This is a genomic window from Gilliamella sp. CG25, assembly GCF_046635705.1.
GTDB classification, from domain to species: Bacteria; Pseudomonadota; Gammaproteobacteria; order Enterobacterales; family Orbaceae; genus Gilliamella; species Gilliamella apicola_I.
This window is the reverse complement of record NZ_JBIDFJ010000008.1, coordinates 1-16,503: the sequence shown is the minus strand read 5'-3', so window position 1 is coordinate 16,503 and position 16,503 is coordinate 1. Positions and strand designations below refer to the sequence as shown.

Here is a 16,503-nt window from a genome sequence, read left to right as displayed (position 1 = left end):
AATTACCTATTAATCGACCTTGAACAAAGTTGACTTATCCTTGTTCGTATCTATTGCCATTAAATAAAAAAATTTTCGTAGATTAGTTTGATGCTCATAATGGTCGAAACGGTGATTAACATAGGTCTGATTAATTTGCGCCCTTTAGTGATTACCATTTTAGCGCCTACCCTTGCTCCAATAAATTGACCTAATAACATAATCAGACCAATTGACCAAACAACTTCGCCACCTAAAATAAAAAAGATTAGACCAGCTAAATTTGAGGTGAAGTTTAAAACTTTAGTATTTGCCGTTGCTTTTGTGAGATTAAAACCAGCAAGGGTAATATAAGCCACAGCGTAGAATGAACCTGCTCCGGGACCAAAAAATCCGTCATAAAAACCGATTCCCAAAGCAGGTATAAGTGCAAATTGAATAATAGAGAAACGACTTTTACGATCATCTTCGCCAACTTTTGGCGTAAGTAAAAAATAAATGCCTACGCTAATAGTTAGTATGGGTAGTAAAAGTTTTAAAAATTCAGCTTGAACATGGATGACTGAAATCGTACCTATAGCAGAACCAATAAAGGCAAATGCAATCGCCCACTTTTGCTGTTTTAAATCAACCATGCGTTGACGAATAAAATAGAGACTAGCTGAAAAAGATCCACCACAACTTTGTAACTTATTTGTTGCTAACGCACTAGCGGGTGGCAGCCCTATAGCGAGTAAAGCTGGCACAGTTAATAAGCCTCCACCACCAGCAATTGAATCAATAAAGCCAGCTACAACGGCGATAGCAAATAATAAAACGAGTATTTCATCACTCATAAATGATTACTCATCATAAATTCACATCGCTGCATTGAGCTCGATAACGAAGATAATGATCCATCAGCACTATAGCCACCATTGCCTCAGCTATCGGAACCGCTCGAATCCCCACACATGGGTCATGTCGCCCATGCGTAGAGACGTCAACCGATTCACCAAATACATTTATCGAACGACCTGATATTTCAATACTTGGCGTGGGTTTAAGGGCAATATTGGCGATTATCGTTTGCCCGGAACTTATCCCGCCTAAGATACCACCAGCATGGTTAGATAAAAAACCATTTGGTGTGATTTCATCTCGATTTTCACTTCCTCGTTTAGTGACAACCGCAAATCCGTCGCCAATCTCTACCCCTTTTACCGCATTAATGCTCATTAAAGCATGGGCGAGTTCAGCATCTAACTTATCAAAAACAGGTTCCCCTAATCCTACAGGAACATTTTCAGCCACAATGCAAACTTTAGCACCAATCGAATCTCCCTCTTTTCGTAACGATCTGAGTAGCTGATCGAGCGACGCGAGTTTTGATTCATTTGCACAAAAAAATGGATTTTGTTCAACTTGCTGCCAATCTTTTAATTCGCACTCAATATCCCCCATTTGTGCTAAATAACCACGAATTTGAATACCCAGTTTTTCGTGTAGATATTTTTTAGCTATTGCTCCTGCCGCTACGCGCATAGCTGTTTCACGAGCAGAAGAACGCCCTCCCCCTCGATAATCTCTTATCCCATATTTGTTGTGATAAGTGTAATCTGCATGGCTAGGTCGAAAAATATCTTTTATTTGGCTATAGTCTTGTGAACGTTGATCGGTATTTTCAATCATTAATCCAATACTGGTTCCGGTTGTTACCCCTTCAAATACTCCAGATAATATTTTAACTTGATCAGGTTCTCGGCGTTGGGTGGTATAACGAGAGGCGCCTGGGCGACGGCGATCTAAATCTATTTGTAAGTCTGATTCAGTTAATGCTAATCCCGGTGGTACACCGTCAACAATACATCCTAATGCAACACCATGCGATTCACCAAACGTTGTGACTTTAAATAATTTTCCGATTGAGTTTCCAGACATAATAACCTTATCCCGATTAATGCATATATTTATTTGAAATAGTGATGATATTTCACCAAGTCTTGCTGTGTGATTGAAAATACCCCGAATCCACCACGCTCAAAGTCAATCCAATTGAAAGGAACATCTGGATACTGTTCTTGCAAACTAACCCAACTATTTCCTACTTCACAAACAAGTATACCTTCGGGTGTTAAGTAATTAATCGCATCACGCAAAATTCGTTTTACTAAATCCAATCCATCAAATCCGGCTTCCAGCGCTAGTTTCGGTTCGTATAAATATTCTTCTGGCAAATCATTCATATCTTCATCATCAACATAAGGTGGATTGGAGACAATAAGATTGTACTGTTTTACCGGTAAATCATCAAAAAGATCCGATAAAATAGGGGTAACTTGAAAGTTCATTTCATGCAAGTCGATATTAGTTTGAGCAACATCGATTGCCTCAAGCGAAATATCAGTGATATCAACATGCGCTTTAGGAAAAGCATAAGCACAAGCAATACCAATACAACCACTACCGGTACAAAGATCTAAAATATGTCGAGGCGGTGTGGTAAGTAGCGTTTTGAAATGATCATCAATTAATTCACCAATCGGTGAACGAGGTATTAAAACTCGTTCATCAACATAAAAACTATGTCCACAAAACCACGCTTGATTCGTTAAATAAGGAGTTGGAACCCGATCGTCAATTCGCTTTTGAATAATATCAAACAGAAACTGTCTTTCTTCTTCCGTCAGATTGGCCGCGTAAAATTCGGGAGGAATAGATAATGATAATCCTAAACTGGCTAAAATAAGTTGTTTTGATTCATCGATAGGATTATCCGTTCCATGTCCTAAATAAATTTCTGATTGACTGAGTTGTGAAGTTGTCCAGCGAATAAAGTCCTGAACAGTACTTAAGTTTTCCATAATGGCTCCAAAAGATCGAGGAGAGGAAGATATCATTCGTCAATGAAGGTCATCTTATTCTCAAAAATATCGCAAATCGAGTGTTTAAACAAACCGTTAAAATTGTATCACTCATTTATTTCAACAATTTAATTATTCGCAATATAGGGTGAAGAAAGTAAGTTAAATAAATTAAATATATTCATTATGATAATCTATCATTTTAGAATTAATTTTAATTCATTTATGAATTTTTTAACTACGCGAAATATTATCAAAGTATTTTATTATATTCAATTATTCATTCTCAATCATAATAGTGAGTCATAGAGAGTGTTTTTTTAATAATGACTTGATAAATATGAATTTAACAGATATAAAAAAACATTTTTGCATAATGAGGCAATCATGTTTTTTCTTTCTAAATTATTTAAACCCCAAAATACTCATCCAAAATCCGTTAACAATTGGCTTGATGAATATATTAAAATTCTTGCCGAACGTAATTCAAAACCCAAAACAATCGAAATAAAAACGTATTTGCTAAAAGTTATCCGTCAGCAAATAGGCGCTAAACCGATCTCCCAAATAACACCACCCGATATTGCAAAAATTATCAAAATCTATACAGATCAAGATAAAGCTCCGTCCGCTAAGTGCATGTACCACTTACTTAAAGATATCTTCCGAGAAGCATACGCACAGGGCTGGAATGACAGGAACCCCGCCGAACCAATAAAATGTCCTAAAGTTACTGTGAAACGTTCACGAATGACATTTGTTGAGTTTAAGAAAATTTTAAATGAGGCGGAAAAAACAGGAAATAAAATAATGCATGATGCTATGACGCTTGCGCTAGTTACAGGGCAACGCCGTTCTGATATAGTAGAAATGAAAAAATCAAATATTAAACGAAATTATTTATTAATAGATCAATATAAAACAGGTGCAAAAATCGCACTACCGATAAAATTGGAATGTAAAAAAATAAGCACTAGTTTACGAGACATTATTGAATCAACTGATAATGACTATTTAATATGTCTCAACAATGAAAAAATAAAATTAGACGATATAACGCGTCAGTTTTCACGGTTACGTGATAGAGTTTATAGCCGAAATTACTGGAACGGAACACCTACCACATTTCACGAAATCAGATCACTATCAGAACGTTTATATAGAGAACAACGCATTGACACCATGACATTATTGGGTCACAAATCCCAGCAAATGACTGATAAATATAATGATAGTCGAGGTCGTGAGTATAAAAAACTGAGAATAAATTAAACCTATTCGACAAATAGGTAAGCCGTTCACATCTTTTTTAACAGCAGGAATAGCACCAATATCATCAGCCGTTGGTTTATTGTTAGGCGAATAAACACAAACATCATTTTCTTTTAGCGTTTTAACATTAAATGAGCCATTAATTGACTGACTATCTACACCCAATTTTTTAATGAAAATTGTAGTATTTATTGAAGTTGTGGCATTTTTAGCGTCCTCTTCTGATTTTTTGGCATTTTGTTCAGCGTAGACCTTACTCTGTTCCAGTAGTTTGGTGAGTTCATTTGACCAGCACAAATATCAATTAATGAATTTGTGCATTTAGTACCAACTCCCGTTACTATTTTACCTCCATTTGTTACTGCTATCGTACCTGTATTATACCTCGACATAAGTTCCCTCTAATTTGATTGAATACTTTGAGATTTTTTTATTGCAAATCGATTATAAAACCATCTGAGTTTTTCATTAAAAATACTAGCGTATTGAAACAAAACAAATATGCTGGTTTATTTCTACCTGATTTATCAATTGTGATCGAAATATTCACTTTTTCACCATAAGTAAATGGCGGAATGTATAAACATAAATTTCGAAGCCTATTTTTAGTGTAAATTTTTTTTAAATCCATTGGGTATTGATTATTAAATAAAATTTTAGGATTACCTCGAAAATTTTCTAAAATTTCCCATTCCTTATAAATCATTCCTCTCTTATAATTAGATGTAACAATGATTTCATTAGCAAAACATAGTTTTTGCCATTGTCCATTTGCAATAACACTCATTATATGTACATTTTGATTCGGATTTAACTCTTGCAATTTGACATCTTTCACAAATGAAACAGCCGAAAGCACATTTCCCTTGATTTGATTAACATTTAAAGTACCTTGAATTTCACAATTCTCATTGATAACGACATTATTCAACTCTCCTGATGTGGCACGCAGTCTCCCTGAAATGTCAGCATTAATGGCTTTCAATGTTCCTGTATGCTTGGATAATTGCCAACCAGATACACCCTCTCTAAAATTATTTGATTCAATAATATTGCCAATTTTCGTGTTCGTTATTGAAGCATCACCAATAACTGCATCATTGATGACAACTTGATTGCCCTGTGTCGTAAAGACTGTTTGAGGATTTCCATTGGCTGAGTTCATGATTGAAAAACGATCTTGAAGAAAAATGACATTACTTTGCATTCCTTGTTCAGTATTTTCAACACCCATTGTCATACCTGCAACATACTGTTGACCTTTGTCATCTACTTCAACTTTCATTGTACGATGAGCTGAAACTTTACCATTTAAATTATTTACCGTTTCACTGACATTTGAAATGGTGGTAGAAACATCTCCAACTTTTGTGTTAATTGCCTGTATTGATTTGGCAGTAGCGGCATTTTGTTCAGCTGTTGTCTGTTTTAATTCTGATAAATTGCTATTTATATTACCGTATTTAGCGTTCAACTCTTTTAAAGCAATGGCTGTTGCTGCTTTCTCAGTTAATAACGCTGAATGGGTTTCTTGAATTTCAGCGGATAAGTTGGCGTTTTCAACTCTGCGCTGTTTTGTCTCAGCGTCTATAGCCAGTGCATTTTCAATAATGGATTTTGCATTCGCTATTGAATTAATAGCAGCATTATCAGCAGAGTCGACAAGAGATTGCCAAGCGTCTGTTTCTTTTATTTCTTCAAAAATATGGTCTGTCAAATCATTAGTATTGGTACTTGAAACACCTCTAACCCAATTTGTCCAATCACTGATGTTACCGATTTTATCGACAAGGCGAGCACGGTAGAAAAACTGTTGACCTATAGCTAACCCGGTCTGAGAATAATTGCAAGTTGGGTAACTAACATTGCTTAATAGCAGGGCATTTTCTTCATTTTCAGTCGTACTATATTGAATTTCTGTGTAACTACTATCACCGCTTCCAATTGGAAACGACCAATTAAGGTCAATACCAAATACCACACTTTCGCTAGCAGTAAAGTCTACTGGTCTGTCAGGTTTACCAACTTTTCCTTTGATTGCTTTGGTTTGTGAATAAGCCCAGGGTGAAGATGCATCAATCGCATTTACTGCTCGTACTCGAACTTCATATACACCAGTATAAACACCCTCGACGGTAAAATTCATTCCATTAGTTCGACCAATATTAATCCAAGACGAATTATCTTTTCTCCATTGAGCAATATAGTTTGTCGCACCTTCTACCACATCCCAAGAAGCTTGCAATGATGCCACCGACAGTCCCTGGGAGATATAACTGCTTTCTGATAAAACAATATTTTTGGGGGATGAAACTGAGCTTGGAGGAGTAACTGTTATTGGTTTTGGCTCTAATCGTATACCTTGATCTATATATCTGAATTTATTTGGATCATGATGAATAGCCGTAATTGTAAACTGACCTTCATTAGACGATGATATTGAGGTTACTCTATAATATTGAATAGCGATATTATCACTATCAATACACCATACTGCGCCAGCAACTGGTGTCAGTTTATAATTAGCCGTAACAGTGAGTGTTTTTTTGTCGGTACTAATCGCTCTAATCGTTCGGCTTTGCGCAGTGCCATCCGGTAAATTAAGGACTAACCGATCGCCCACATCATATTCAACAGCTCTATCTAATGTGATTCTTCGTCCTTCAACGGCGTGAATACGCCCGCCATTTTCTTTGCCAGAACGAGAAGGGTCAGCAATCCCAATGATTCGCGCAGGTAAAGGAATATAGCCATCGAGTCCTACCGAAAATGTGATCACTTCATCTTTTGCATTAGAAAGTAAAGCCCAACGTCCACGTCGTTGCGCTTCAGCTTGAGAAGTACAACCTATCGCTGTTAATTTCATGACATTGACATCATAACGACGCATCAAATCATGATCCCACACAGCCTCAACATCATCACAATAATGATTGTTGGGATCAGAATATGCAACTAAACAGGATGTATAACGATTTTTATATGAACCACCAGAATAGGTAAAATCGCCAATAACATTAGAAGGATGATAGATAAAATCTGGTTCATCTTGTGGCATATCTGCGGTTAAACAGATCTGATCATTACCCCAAAATATAATGCCCCGAAATGAAGCCACTAAATCTTTTAGAACGTTATAAGCCTCTTCTTGACTTTGTATATATTCATTACAAGCAAAGCGAGGCTCCATGCCACCTCGACCATCAGGTACCATTTGATCACAATACTGACCTAATTGATAAATTGACCATTTATCGAGCATTGATGAATCAATTCTGATCCCCATACCAGCTATCTCATCACGCATTAAATAATAAGAAAGCCAAGCAGGATTATTGGTATATGCCATTTTAAATCCACCTGTCCAAATGCCTGAATAGGTCCTGTTTACTGGATCATAATTGTCTGGTACTTGAACAATTTTCCCTTTCAGTTTACAACTAATTTTAGGAATAGAACCATTAAATTGGCTAGCATCTAACTCGATATAAAGTAGAGCGGTATTAGGATACCGTAATTTACTGTCAATAATTTCCGCATATGAAAAAACACTAAACGTATTAATCAATTTATTCGATTTCGAATCAGGTGTTAGTCGTCTAACACGTATAGTCCACCCTTCTAATGCATTTGGTAAATTGATGCGATGATCTCGCTGATATTCTGAGGTAGTTTTTCCATTAAATTCACCATAAATAACCGTTTCAAACGCACTGCCATCTGTTGATAAGTCAATAACATACTTGGTAACGGTTCCTATCATATCACCATTTTCTTTATACTCAATATGACTTGGTAAGCTTAATTTGATTCTAACTGCATCCAAGTTTAAATTATTAAATGAACGTATCCAAGGATTGTCAGATTTTACTGTAAAACCGGTTTTTAACTCATTACTTATCTCAGGTATTCCTTGAATATAATCTTGCGTTTGGGCACCATTACGAAATTCCCATGCAACACCATTAAAATTACGTGTACCATCGAGATTAGCTAGTGGAGTATTATCAATGAATATATTTTGTTCTGTAAGATCGCCTTGAATTTCCCCTTCACTTAATGCTAAAAGTACTTTGAGCTTTGCTGTTGAAAGCAAATTATCGGGTTGTTCATAAGGTCTATGTTGCTTTTTTTTACCACCCTTTTGACCTTCTATTAATTGCATAATCCACCTATTGTTGATCTTCTGAATAAATACCAGCGTTAATCACTGCGCCACCAATTTCACGGTTACCTAACAAAACAGGAACAGGATATCCTACCGCATTGGTATTAACGGGCGCCCCAAAACCATAATTAGGTTTATTTTCGGTATGTGATGCTCCTCCTGCATTAAATTTGGGTTGAGGAGTTAATAATTGAACAACCCCTCCTAACATCATATTAATACCAATACTTGTTAAAATAGACGTAACGGATAGTGTTCCCGCTGCCATCGCTGCACTCCATGCGGCCAGTGATGCTCCAGCAGTGAAAAATGCAGCAACTAAAGCAACGGCTCCGATGACAACTTGTAATAAACCACCACTTTTTGCGCCTTGAGCTATCGGCATAATCACATAATTTTTGCCATTAACATTAATATCAAACTCATCAATTCCAATATTTTTTCCATCCACAAAAAAGGCAAACTTAATGCCTTTTAAATGAGCCGTACTCATATATTTTTCAAATCCCTTTATTGTCGCACAAAGTGCGCGTAGCAATTCCCGGATATTGTTTACGTCATACGTATGCTTTTTTCCAAATTGCCTTGCCATTGCACCTTTCAATGTTAACTTACTGAGCATTAAATAACTCCTTATGCCGCACAATGCGAACAGTTCTATCTCTAAAATATTTACCGTAAGGTGTACGTGTAGATAATTGACCGTACAGGTGGTGTAAAATAAGATTATCACCCACATAAATAGCAGCATGATTTGTGACTTGCGAACCAATGCGCATCATAATCATGTCTCCGACTTTCATATCATTCAGACCGACTTCAACAAATCCTTCTGCTTGCCAATTATCATCATAAAGATGCTCTTTGCCACTATCCCACCATTCTCGTGGCACTGAATAATTGTTTAATTTAATCCCATATTCACGATCATAATAATTCATTATTAATGACCAACAATCAGCGTGACCAAGCAACCACTGCCGCCCTGTATAATCTCGATTTATTCGTGGTGATATTGTGCAAAAGTCACCATCAGGAGCAGACATTATTCCCCATTCAATACCTGTATAATCACATTGAATACGGTCAAACTCTGACGGAACAAGTGACGTAACATCAGGATGAGAATGAATAATCATGATAATTTCACCTTGTTTTTCTGCAGCTAACTGTTCTTCTGATGATATTAAAAAATGCGCTTTTGGATTATCTGAAATGTTTTTACAAGGTAGATAGATCTGTTTTTTTCCCGTATCAATAATGAATCCACAAGCTTCATTTGGGTATTCGCTATCCACATGCTTTTTGATTGAATCTAATAATTTTTGTCGCATATTACTTACCTTGAAGATTAGCCGCAGGAAAACCACCAAACGGAAGAGGTTTATTACCATGTCGGGCTTTACAATCTTTTAATAGTCCTCCACATTCATCTTTTGCTGGATCATCAACGGCAATTCCGTCTTTGGTGAAAAACTTCTTTCCAGCATAATCACAGCCTGTACCTGAGCGGTACCATCCGCGCATACACCAAGTACATAGTGTTGTGATTTGCCTGGTAGGCAATTGTAAATTTTGAATATCAAATGGCGAACAAAGTTCAAATTCAACAATAGCTTTCGTTTCTTCGCGTTTATTGTTAATAAAAAATAATTGAACTCTTTCTTGAGTTGGATCGGCTGTGGCATTACCTGCTAACCAGTTGTCTGAATCAAGGTATTTTGCCATTGTGGTATGAATTTTTACTCTCGCTTGAACTAAATCATCATAATCTATACACAATCTAGTCACTCTTCCGTCAATATTACCGATTGACAATTTAGGGGTAGGTTGTGCACCCGTACTACTTAATTCAAGATCGCTTAATTCATACGGATACGGTAAATATTCTTTACCTTGCCATTTTATAGAAGGTAAATTTCCAACAGCAAAGGAAGCCCACCCTTCAGCAGAGATATTATGAGAATGAAATCGTAAAACCTCATCAAGCCCAAATTTTGTACAATCAACTTCAATAAGTTGTATCAGCTCATTGCCTTCAATGGCTTGTAAATCTTGTGTTATTGACATGTTCTCTCCATCAATCCCCAAAACTTAATTAAGAAAATTTTTTGAGGTCTACATTTGAATAATTAAGGTGCATAAGATTGGACAAAAGTAAAACTTAGCTTTACCACATTCGAAGAGATAAATTCAGATTTGATTGATTCGTTTTGAACACGATATAATCTTTCTTCTCCCCAAGGGTTAACCCACTGAAAGGAATGAATAATATGGCTGTTAAGAAACTGACGGATTTCAGATAATTCGTTACAATGACCCGTATAGGACAAATCCCATGTTTCACCTGATTTATTGATTCCAGAACTCCAAATTTGAGAATATCCATCGTTAAATTTTACTTCTGTGATACTCATTTTTTCCCCTCCATTGGGGGAATGCATTGTTTTCCATTTAAATTTATCTACTTTCATATACTCCTCAAACAAAATTTGGTTTTGAATATGTCTAGGTAATTTAGTTGAATTAAAAACATCAAAATTGAGTAATTAACAATACAATTTTTTGACATAAGCGTGAGAACGGATATTTATTAATGTGATCAATTCTAACTTTATGTTTTTTTTGCAATAAGAAATTAACTTAATTTTGTTGAACTGAATCCATTTACGCGCTATAGACGACTAAAATACGATGATATTCCAAGAAATAGGGATGACTAAAAATGAGTTGTTATTGTGTTTTAATATTCGAATAAGTATTAAAATTATGCCATTTAGAGATTTTAATAAGAATCTAAATGGTTAATATCATTACTTCATCGCATACATGACATTGTATAACTCTCCTCCCGGTGAAACTGATTTTTTAAACATCTCATTCATTTGCCGTCTAATAACTGCATCTACTTGAGATTGAACTTGTTTTGGATCGGTATTATTGCCATGAGTAGAAGTACTATTTTCTGAAGACATATTTAATACAATATTGGGATTAACAGTGATTGCATTTGAAGAAGGAGTTGTGCGTTGGGCTAATGCTATCGGAGCCGAAATAGAGGTATGAACATAACCACCGCTATCGTATCCTTTATGAGAATCATTCATCAGACTATAAAGATAGTCTACACCTAATCGTTTAGTTGCCTCTTTTGTAAAAACAAACTCGCCTTTATGAACGATTCCTGCTGGTTGGTACTTATTACCTCGTCCAGTAAAACCGCCTGGTTCCAATGCATATCCCACACTTCCTCCCGAAGCATATCCAAAAATTTCACCCCCTGTATAAGCTTGTTGAAGTCCTCCGGTCGCTTTTCCTCCACCACCAAAACTCGTTAAAGCAGATTGAATAATCTGTGCTAAAATCAATTTATTAATAATTTCAATTAGATTAACTAAGATAGTTTTTGCAAACTCTTGAAAGTTTGCTTTGCCTGTTGTGACAAGCGTTGTCATCATTTGAGACATAGATCCAATTGAATTTTGGGCAAAATCTTTAGCAACACTAAAAACATCTTGAGATGTTTCAGCAAATTCTTTCAAACCTGTTGTTAAACCAGCTATCCAATCTTCTTTTTGTAAATCTTCTTGCACAAAACTTTCTTCTAAAAGTTGAGCTGCCTCAAGGTAGTTTTGGGTTATAGTGATGATGTTTTCTTGACTTAGGTTATTACTCGGATCTAAATCTTGTTCCTTGTTTCTTTCTAAATTAATTCGACTTTGATACCTTGACGATTGAGATGATGTCATTCCAAAGGTCGCTTTTTTATCTGCAATCTCATTTTGTAATTGAGTAGAATTGTGAGTAATATTTTGTAAAATCTGTTGGGCTTTGATTCGACCATTGATTTCTTCAGAAATTGCCGCATTTTTTTCATATTGAGTAAGTAACGACGCTTTATTGGCTAGTAAATAACGTTCTTCTGCGGTTAGTCTACTTTTATTGTTTTCTTGTTCCAAGATGTTAATCTGAGCTTGCAAATCAAAGTATTTTTTACGTTCTGCCGTTATCGCACCGATCGTTGCATTCTGTTCTTTTAATGATTCTAATTGAATTTGAAGATTTTTCTCATCATGTTGACTAGTTTTTAATAATGACGGCGCACTATTTTTTGAAGAAAATAAAGTATTTATTTTATTTCCATTGCCTTTATCGCCTTGAGGGTTGCCATTTAAATCATTTAATGACTCCAGTACTTTTTTTGAGTTATGGACTTTAATGATAATATCTTTCAATTTAATTATAAAATCGTCTAAATTATCATTTCCTTCTCCCGTTTCCTTTGATATATTTCCTACATAAGTTGCAATCTCATTTAATTTATCAGCCAATTCAAATGAATCTGAGATTTTTCTTATTTCATAAAGTTTATCATAAAAAACTGATGCATTTTCATTACTAATATTAAAAGACTTATTGGTTTTCTCAATTTGTTCATGAATATAACGTTGATGACCAGGTCTGCCATCAATATAGCTTGGATTATACTTTATTTGGGGATGTTCAGCTAAAATATCCCTGGTTAAAGATTCTTTTGAACTTATAACTCTTTTTGCATTTAAATCAAATTCTTCTAAAAGCTCATTAATTGCTTCTCTCGAATGAACAATTGTATTGTCGGACAGTCTTTTAGAAGTTTGAATAAATGCCGTCGCAAGGCTAGAATTTATATTTGCTAGCTCCTTCAATTCATCAGTAAATGAAACTGTTCCATCTTTATTTAGTTTAACAATATTATACAATTTTTCTTGGGACTTACTTAAACTATCAGTGGCAGATACAGCATTATCAAAATAGTCAAATAAATCCTTACCAACGACAGCACCCACTTCAACTATCGTACCAATAGCTTTTCCAATAGAACCGAATAATTCACCAATTTCTATTCCATGTTCCGCCAGTGTCATTAATGGATTTTTCTTTATATTCGCTTGTGCTGACATCTCTTTCATTTGATTTGAAATCTGACTTAATGCCACACTCATTTTTTCACTTGTATTGGCAAATGTTTCTTGCGATTCAATTATCCCAATTAATTGATACTTAGAGCTTTCAATTATTGAATTAAAAACTTGAAAAGCATGAGCATCAATAAATCCATTTCCATTATTGTCAGATAATTGTTGTTGCACATAAAGCAGATTATCCAATGCTTTGTTGACCGGATGAATGATCCCTAATAACTTATTATAGACCCCAATTTGGTTATATAAAGATTCCAATTGACGTTTACTAATATTGTTATGCATTAGTTTAGATGTATTTAGTGTTCTCAAACTTTTATCAGTGGTTTTAAGCTTTACATCTAACTCGTTAATTCTTTTAATCTCTTTATCAAGATTACCTGTTTCAACTTTTAATGATAATGTAGTTGTTTTTGACATAGATTACCCATATTAAATAAACCGACTTTCGTCGGTTATTTTGATTTGTGTATGATTGTTAAGGCCTGACTTTCCATTAACCGAATATCATTAAAAATTTTTTGGTTTCCTTTAATATCAAGCATTTGCATTACCCAAGGCAAGCAATTATAGTCAAGACCTAAAATACCACTCATGCTTGTTCTCCACTGCGTTGACATGGCTTGGAATAACTGGAAAGCATCCCAGTTATCTGACCATATTTCTATATACTCATCTTCATAATCGACTTCCGATAGCCCAAAAGAATCAAGTTCAGTTTTTGAAGGCGTTGATGAATAAAGTGCAGTGGCAAGCTCTATGAGTTTTTTTCTCGCTGTCCCAACATCTCTTTATAATAACTATTGGTTATTGCTTGCCAAGCAGCAGGATAGTTATTTAATAAGATATTTAAATTTTCTTGATTAAACTCTTCATCCAAATTCCAACCGGATACAATTTTCATCATAAATTCAATGATAGGTTTATCCTTAAGCTCGGTCTCAAACACGGTCAGTTTATCAACCGAATAATGTTTGAAATCAAAACTAATTTGACCATCGTCCAATCCAGGACGCGGAATGGAAACCTCACATCTAAATGTCGGATCTGCAATAAGTTTAAATTTTGCCATGATTAAAATATCCTAATTAATCTTTATAAAAAGTAATTGCTGGTGATTCAACTGTGGCACTCACTTTTACAGTTTCAATATCATTAATGGCTGTTGTTGGCGTTGGATCAAAAGCAATACGTACAGAGTCATAACGTGTTTCTTTAGCTTTAGGAACATACATTTTCATTGCAACAACATTATTGGTTAAATCCAACTGCTGTAACAATGTGTAGATAGGTAATGAGCTGTCATGAGCAATGGTAAAACTTTTACTTTTCGCTGATTTGATAGTCGGTAATTGACGTTCTGCATCATCATCAAGGAACTGAATTTGAATAAATTGCTGTTCACCACCTTCAGTAGCAACCTCTTTAATTTGAGGTAGTTGTTCCCATTCTGTGATTTTGGTGATAGTTCCTTGTCCTTCCCCAACAGGGAATACCGTTGTATTACTAGTATTAATATTACCCAAAGTCACTTCATTGTTATTTACATGAGAAATTTTTGCGACAATATTATTCAATTTAGTCCATGATGAAGTGAGCATGACTTCGTCCCCGACCACTAGTCCATGCCCTGAATTTAAAGTTACCGCTGCTTCTTTAGCATTAGAAATTGAATTAAAGTTAGTTACTTCATTGTGTGATTTTTGTACATATACACGTGAACCATTAGGTAAAGCAAAACCCATAATATATATCTCCTTAGATTTTATTTAAAATATAGAATCAGCACGATAGTTAAAGCTGATCGGTAGTGTATAACAAGCATTATCCATTTTTGCTGGATAAACACTTGGTATAGAATTTACATAAAGTGAAAAGTTAGGACTTGTTAACTCTAAATTGAGTGGAAAATGCTGAATAATATCATCAGATATTTGTTGAGAACGTAACTTACCGCTATTGATAGGTGCGACAACAGAAATTTGATAAACACCTCGATAAACCTTCAATTTTCCTTCTGAATCAACGCTTGTTGTTACTTCTGGTAAAATATAAGTTCTGAGATAAATATCGGAATGAGAAAGTATTTCACTATTTTCAGCGAAAACAGGTAAGTTTAGTTTCTTTGCAATAATATCAAGGTGAGATTCAAGCAATGCTGAGATTGTTGAAATCAAATTATCATCTCCTTAGCGACATTTTAAAAATAGATCTTGTTAATTATTGTTTGCTTATAAATTTCATAAAAACTTCAGAAATTAAGGAAGAGTTTTTTAAATTTATTCAATAAATTCGATTAGAAAAGGCTATCTACACCTAATAAAACAATTATCTATTACACATAAACAGTGTGTTATTTTGAGGTGCAATGACCTGACAGTAGTATTGTTGCCATCCTTCGATTAGGGCTTGGTTATAGCTGATTGCGTGGGTGAGACGGTAATAATCTTGTTGAGAAGATTTTGCAAGTCGTAAGGCTTTGTCAGCAATATCGCCGGTGGCGGCACTATTTCGTTCGAGGGTGGCGACTTTGATGCGCAACTCGACAAGGCCATTATCCACATCATCACGTAAACTGTCTGTTTTAACCTGTTCATCTTTTATTGTCTCAAGAATATTTGACTCAATTAATTTAATGGCACTGTTACCTTGTTTATATGCGTTAAATTGTGCTTCTAACGCCACCGTTTTAGCCATTGCCAGTTGTTCGCCTTGCCAACAGTGATATGCAAAATAAATCGCTAAACCGGTTATTACAATGCCACCATACGGTAATAACTTAATCAGCAATGTTAATTTATTCATCATACTAATCCGTTTAAATACACCGTTTTACCACCATTTTTGACGACGGTCAGCATTATTTGGCGATTATGAGTGGGACTGAATCCGATATGAACCCATTGATTATGCTCCTGAATAAGCTTATCAAACACGACTCCTGCATCTATCAATCGTTGACAGATTTGTTTCGGTGTGCCAAATGGCGAACGGAAGTCAACCGCCAAACCTTGAGTGTGTGCACTACTTGCCACCCCGCCTACCCGCGCATTTAATGCCGGACAACGGTAACCGGAAGTAATGATGATTGGGTGCTCAAGGGCTTTTCTGACCAGTTCAAGTTTTATTGCTGTTAATTGGATATTGGGCATCAGTGCTGCCGGTACCGAATTGTCAATTTTTAATCGACTGGCTGTTAGTGAGTAGGTAAACTCATCCAGTTTAAAATGTTCAGTCAGTTTCATTAGTTTTCCTTTTAATCATCATGTCCACGTGT

Annotated in this window: 17 protein-coding genes; 1 reads left to right on the top strand and 16 read right to left on the bottom strand. The window is 35.4% G+C overall.

What is annotated here, in order from left to right; genetic code table 11:
• Positions 1–59: 59 nt before the first annotated feature.
• Genes ACGH6P_RS07450 through prmB form a run of 3 tightly spaced genes read right to left on the bottom strand, consistent with a single transcriptional unit; the run spans position 60 to position 2,822 of the window.
• Complete coding sequence (locus ACGH6P_RS07450; RefSeq protein ID WP_411597145.1) at positions 60–815, bottom strand: TSUP family transporter; 756 nt, start codon at positions 813–815, stop codon at positions 60–62.
• A gap of 13 nt (positions 816–828) precedes the next feature.
• Positions 829–1,899, bottom strand: coding sequence for a chorismate synthase (gene aroC, locus ACGH6P_RS07445; protein ID WP_411597144.1), 1,071 nt, complete (start codon positions 1,897–1,899; stop codon positions 829–831).
• Between the two features lie 29 nt (positions 1,900–1,928).
• Positions 1,929–2,822, bottom strand: coding sequence for a 50S ribosomal protein L3 N(5)-glutamine methyltransferase (gene prmB, locus ACGH6P_RS07440; protein WP_411597143.1), 894 nt, complete (start codon positions 2,820–2,822; stop codon positions 1,929–1,931).
• A gap of 387 nt (positions 2,823–3,209) precedes the next feature.
• Here prmB and ACGH6P_RS07435 point away from each other — a divergent pair, with 387 nt between their 5' ends.
• A complete protein-coding gene (locus ACGH6P_RS07435) occupies positions 3,210–4,094 on the top strand; it encodes a tyrosine-type recombinase/integrase (protein ID WP_411597142.1) in 885 nt (294 codons plus the stop codon).
• Here ACGH6P_RS07435 and ACGH6P_RS07430 read toward each other — a convergent pair.
• From ACGH6P_RS07430 to ACGH6P_RS07370, 13 genes are all read right to left on the bottom strand, one after another.
• A complete protein-coding gene (locus tag ACGH6P_RS07430; RefSeq protein ID WP_411597141.1) occupies positions 4,011–4,391 on the bottom strand; it encodes a hypothetical protein in 381 nt (126 codons plus the stop codon). The two genes, ACGH6P_RS07435 and ACGH6P_RS07430, sit on opposite strands and share 84 nt — an antisense overlap.
• Before the next feature lie 133 nt (positions 4,392–4,524).
• The gene (locus tag ACGH6P_RS07425; RefSeq protein WP_411597140.1) at positions 4,525–8,259 is read right to left on the bottom strand and encodes a phage tail tip protein; all 3,735 of its coding nucleotides are present in this window, start codon (positions 8,257–8,259) and stop codon (positions 4,525–4,527) included.
• A gap of 7 nt (positions 8,260–8,266) precedes the next feature.
• A complete protein-coding gene (locus tag ACGH6P_RS07420) occupies positions 8,267–8,884 on the bottom strand; it encodes a tail assembly protein (protein ID WP_411597139.1) in 618 nt (205 codons plus the stop codon).
• The gene (locus ACGH6P_RS07415) at positions 8,874–9,596 is read right to left on the bottom strand and encodes a C40 family peptidase (RefSeq protein ID WP_411597138.1); all 723 of its coding nucleotides are present in this window, start codon (positions 9,594–9,596) and stop codon (positions 8,874–8,876) included. Before ACGH6P_RS07415 ends, ACGH6P_RS07420 begins: the two co-directional genes overlap by 11 nt.
• Position 9,597: 1 nt before the next feature.
• A complete protein-coding gene (locus tag ACGH6P_RS07410; RefSeq protein WP_411597137.1) occupies positions 9,598–10,332 on the bottom strand; it encodes a phage minor tail protein L in 735 nt (244 codons plus the stop codon).
• A 62-nt stretch (positions 10,333–10,394) separates the two neighbouring features.
• Positions 10,395–10,736, bottom strand: coding sequence for a phage tail protein (locus ACGH6P_RS07405; protein ID WP_220215504.1), 342 nt, complete (start codon positions 10,734–10,736; stop codon positions 10,395–10,397).
• Positions 10,737–11,075: 339 nt separating this feature from the next.
• A complete protein-coding gene (locus ACGH6P_RS07400; RefSeq protein WP_411597136.1) occupies positions 11,076–13,646 on the bottom strand; it encodes a phage tail tape measure protein in 2,571 nt (856 codons plus the stop codon).
• A 35-nt stretch (positions 13,647–13,681) separates the two neighbouring features.
• Entirely contained in the window at positions 13,682–13,987 is a 306-nt protein-coding gene (locus tag ACGH6P_RS07395; RefSeq protein WP_411597206.1) for a DUF1799 domain-containing protein, read from the bottom strand.
• The gene (locus ACGH6P_RS07390) at positions 13,984–14,298 is read right to left on the bottom strand and encodes a phage tail assembly chaperone (RefSeq protein ID WP_411597135.1); all 315 of its coding nucleotides are present in this window, start codon (positions 14,296–14,298) and stop codon (positions 13,984–13,986) included. The genes ACGH6P_RS07395 and ACGH6P_RS07390 overlap by 4 nt, the downstream gene beginning before the upstream one ends.
• Positions 14,299–14,314: 16 nt before the next feature.
• Positions 14,315–14,971 carry a phage tail protein gene (locus ACGH6P_RS07385; RefSeq protein WP_411597134.1) on the bottom strand — a complete coding sequence of 219 codons (657 nt, stop codon included), beginning with the start codon at positions 14,969–14,971 and terminating at the stop codon, positions 14,315–14,317.
• Positions 14,972–14,995: 24 nt separating this feature from the next.
• The gene (locus ACGH6P_RS07380; RefSeq protein ID WP_220215508.1) at positions 14,996–15,403 is read right to left on the bottom strand and encodes a phage tail terminator-like protein; all 408 of its coding nucleotides are present in this window, start codon (positions 15,401–15,403) and stop codon (positions 14,996–14,998) included.
• Between the two features lie 151 nt (positions 15,404–15,554).
• Positions 15,555–16,034 (bottom strand): lysis system i-spanin subunit Rz, encoded by a 480-nt coding sequence (locus tag ACGH6P_RS07375; RefSeq protein ID WP_411597133.1) that lies wholly within the window; start codon positions 16,032–16,034, stop codon positions 15,555–15,557.
• On the bottom strand, positions 16,031–16,471 hold the full coding sequence (locus tag ACGH6P_RS07370; RefSeq protein ID WP_411597132.1) for a D-Ala-D-Ala carboxypeptidase family metallohydrolase: 441 nt from the start codon (positions 16,469–16,471) through the stop codon (positions 16,031–16,033). The genes ACGH6P_RS07375 and ACGH6P_RS07370 overlap by 4 nt, the downstream gene beginning before the upstream one ends.
• Positions 16,472–16,503 lie beyond the last annotated feature (32 nt).

What these genes read in the sequence shown, in the direction of transcription:
- ACGH6P_RS07450 (WP_411597145.1), bottom strand. Translation starts at nt 815, where the DNA reads ATGAGTGATGAAATACTCGTTTTATTATTTGCTATCGCCGTTGTAGCT.
- aroC (WP_411597144.1), bottom strand. Translation starts at nt 1,899, where the DNA reads ATGTCTGGAAACTCAATCGGAAAATTATTTAAAGTCACAACGTTTGGT.
- prmB (WP_411597143.1), bottom strand. Translation starts at nt 2,822, where the DNA reads ATGGAAAACTTAAGTACTGTTCAGGACTTTATTCGCTGGACAACTTCA.
- ACGH6P_RS07435 (WP_411597142.1), top strand. Translation starts at nt 3,210, where the DNA reads ATGTTTTTTCTTTCTAAATTATTTAAACCCCAAAATACTCATCCAAAA.
- ACGH6P_RS07425 (WP_411597140.1), bottom strand. Translation starts at nt 8,259, where the DNA reads ATGCAATTAATAGAAGGTCAAAAGGGTGGTAAAAAAAAGCAACATAGA.
- ACGH6P_RS07420 (WP_411597139.1), bottom strand. Translation starts at nt 8,884, where the DNA reads ATGCTCAGTAAGTTAACATTGAAAGGTGCAATGGCAAGGCAATTTGGA.
- ACGH6P_RS07415 (WP_411597138.1), bottom strand. Translation starts at nt 9,596, where the DNA reads ATGCGACAAAAATTATTAGATTCAATCAAAAAGCATGTGGATAGCGAA.
- ACGH6P_RS07410 (WP_411597137.1), bottom strand. Translation starts at nt 10,332, where the DNA reads ATGTCAATAACACAAGATTTACAAGCCATTGAAGGCAATGAGCTGATA.
- ACGH6P_RS07405 (WP_220215504.1), bottom strand. Translation starts at nt 10,736, where the DNA reads ATGAAAGTAGATAAATTTAAATGGAAAACAATGCATTCCCCCAATGGA.
- ACGH6P_RS07400 (WP_411597136.1), bottom strand. Translation starts at nt 13,646, where the DNA reads ATGTCAAAAACAACTACATTATCATTAAAAGTTGAAACAGGTAATCTT.
- ACGH6P_RS07390 (WP_411597135.1), bottom strand. Translation starts at nt 14,298, where the DNA reads ATGGCAAAATTTAAACTTATTGCAGATCCGACATTTAGATGTGAGGTT.
- ACGH6P_RS07385 (WP_411597134.1), bottom strand. Translation starts at nt 14,971, where the DNA reads ATGGGTTTTGCTTTACCTAATGGTTCACGTGTATATGTACAAAAATCA.
- ACGH6P_RS07375 (WP_411597133.1), bottom strand. Translation starts at nt 16,034, where the DNA reads ATGATGAATAAATTAACATTGCTGATTAAGTTATTACCGTATGGTGGC.
- ACGH6P_RS07370 (WP_411597132.1), bottom strand. Translation starts at nt 16,471, where the DNA reads ATGAAACTGACTGAACATTTTAAACTGGATGAGTTTACCTACTCACTA.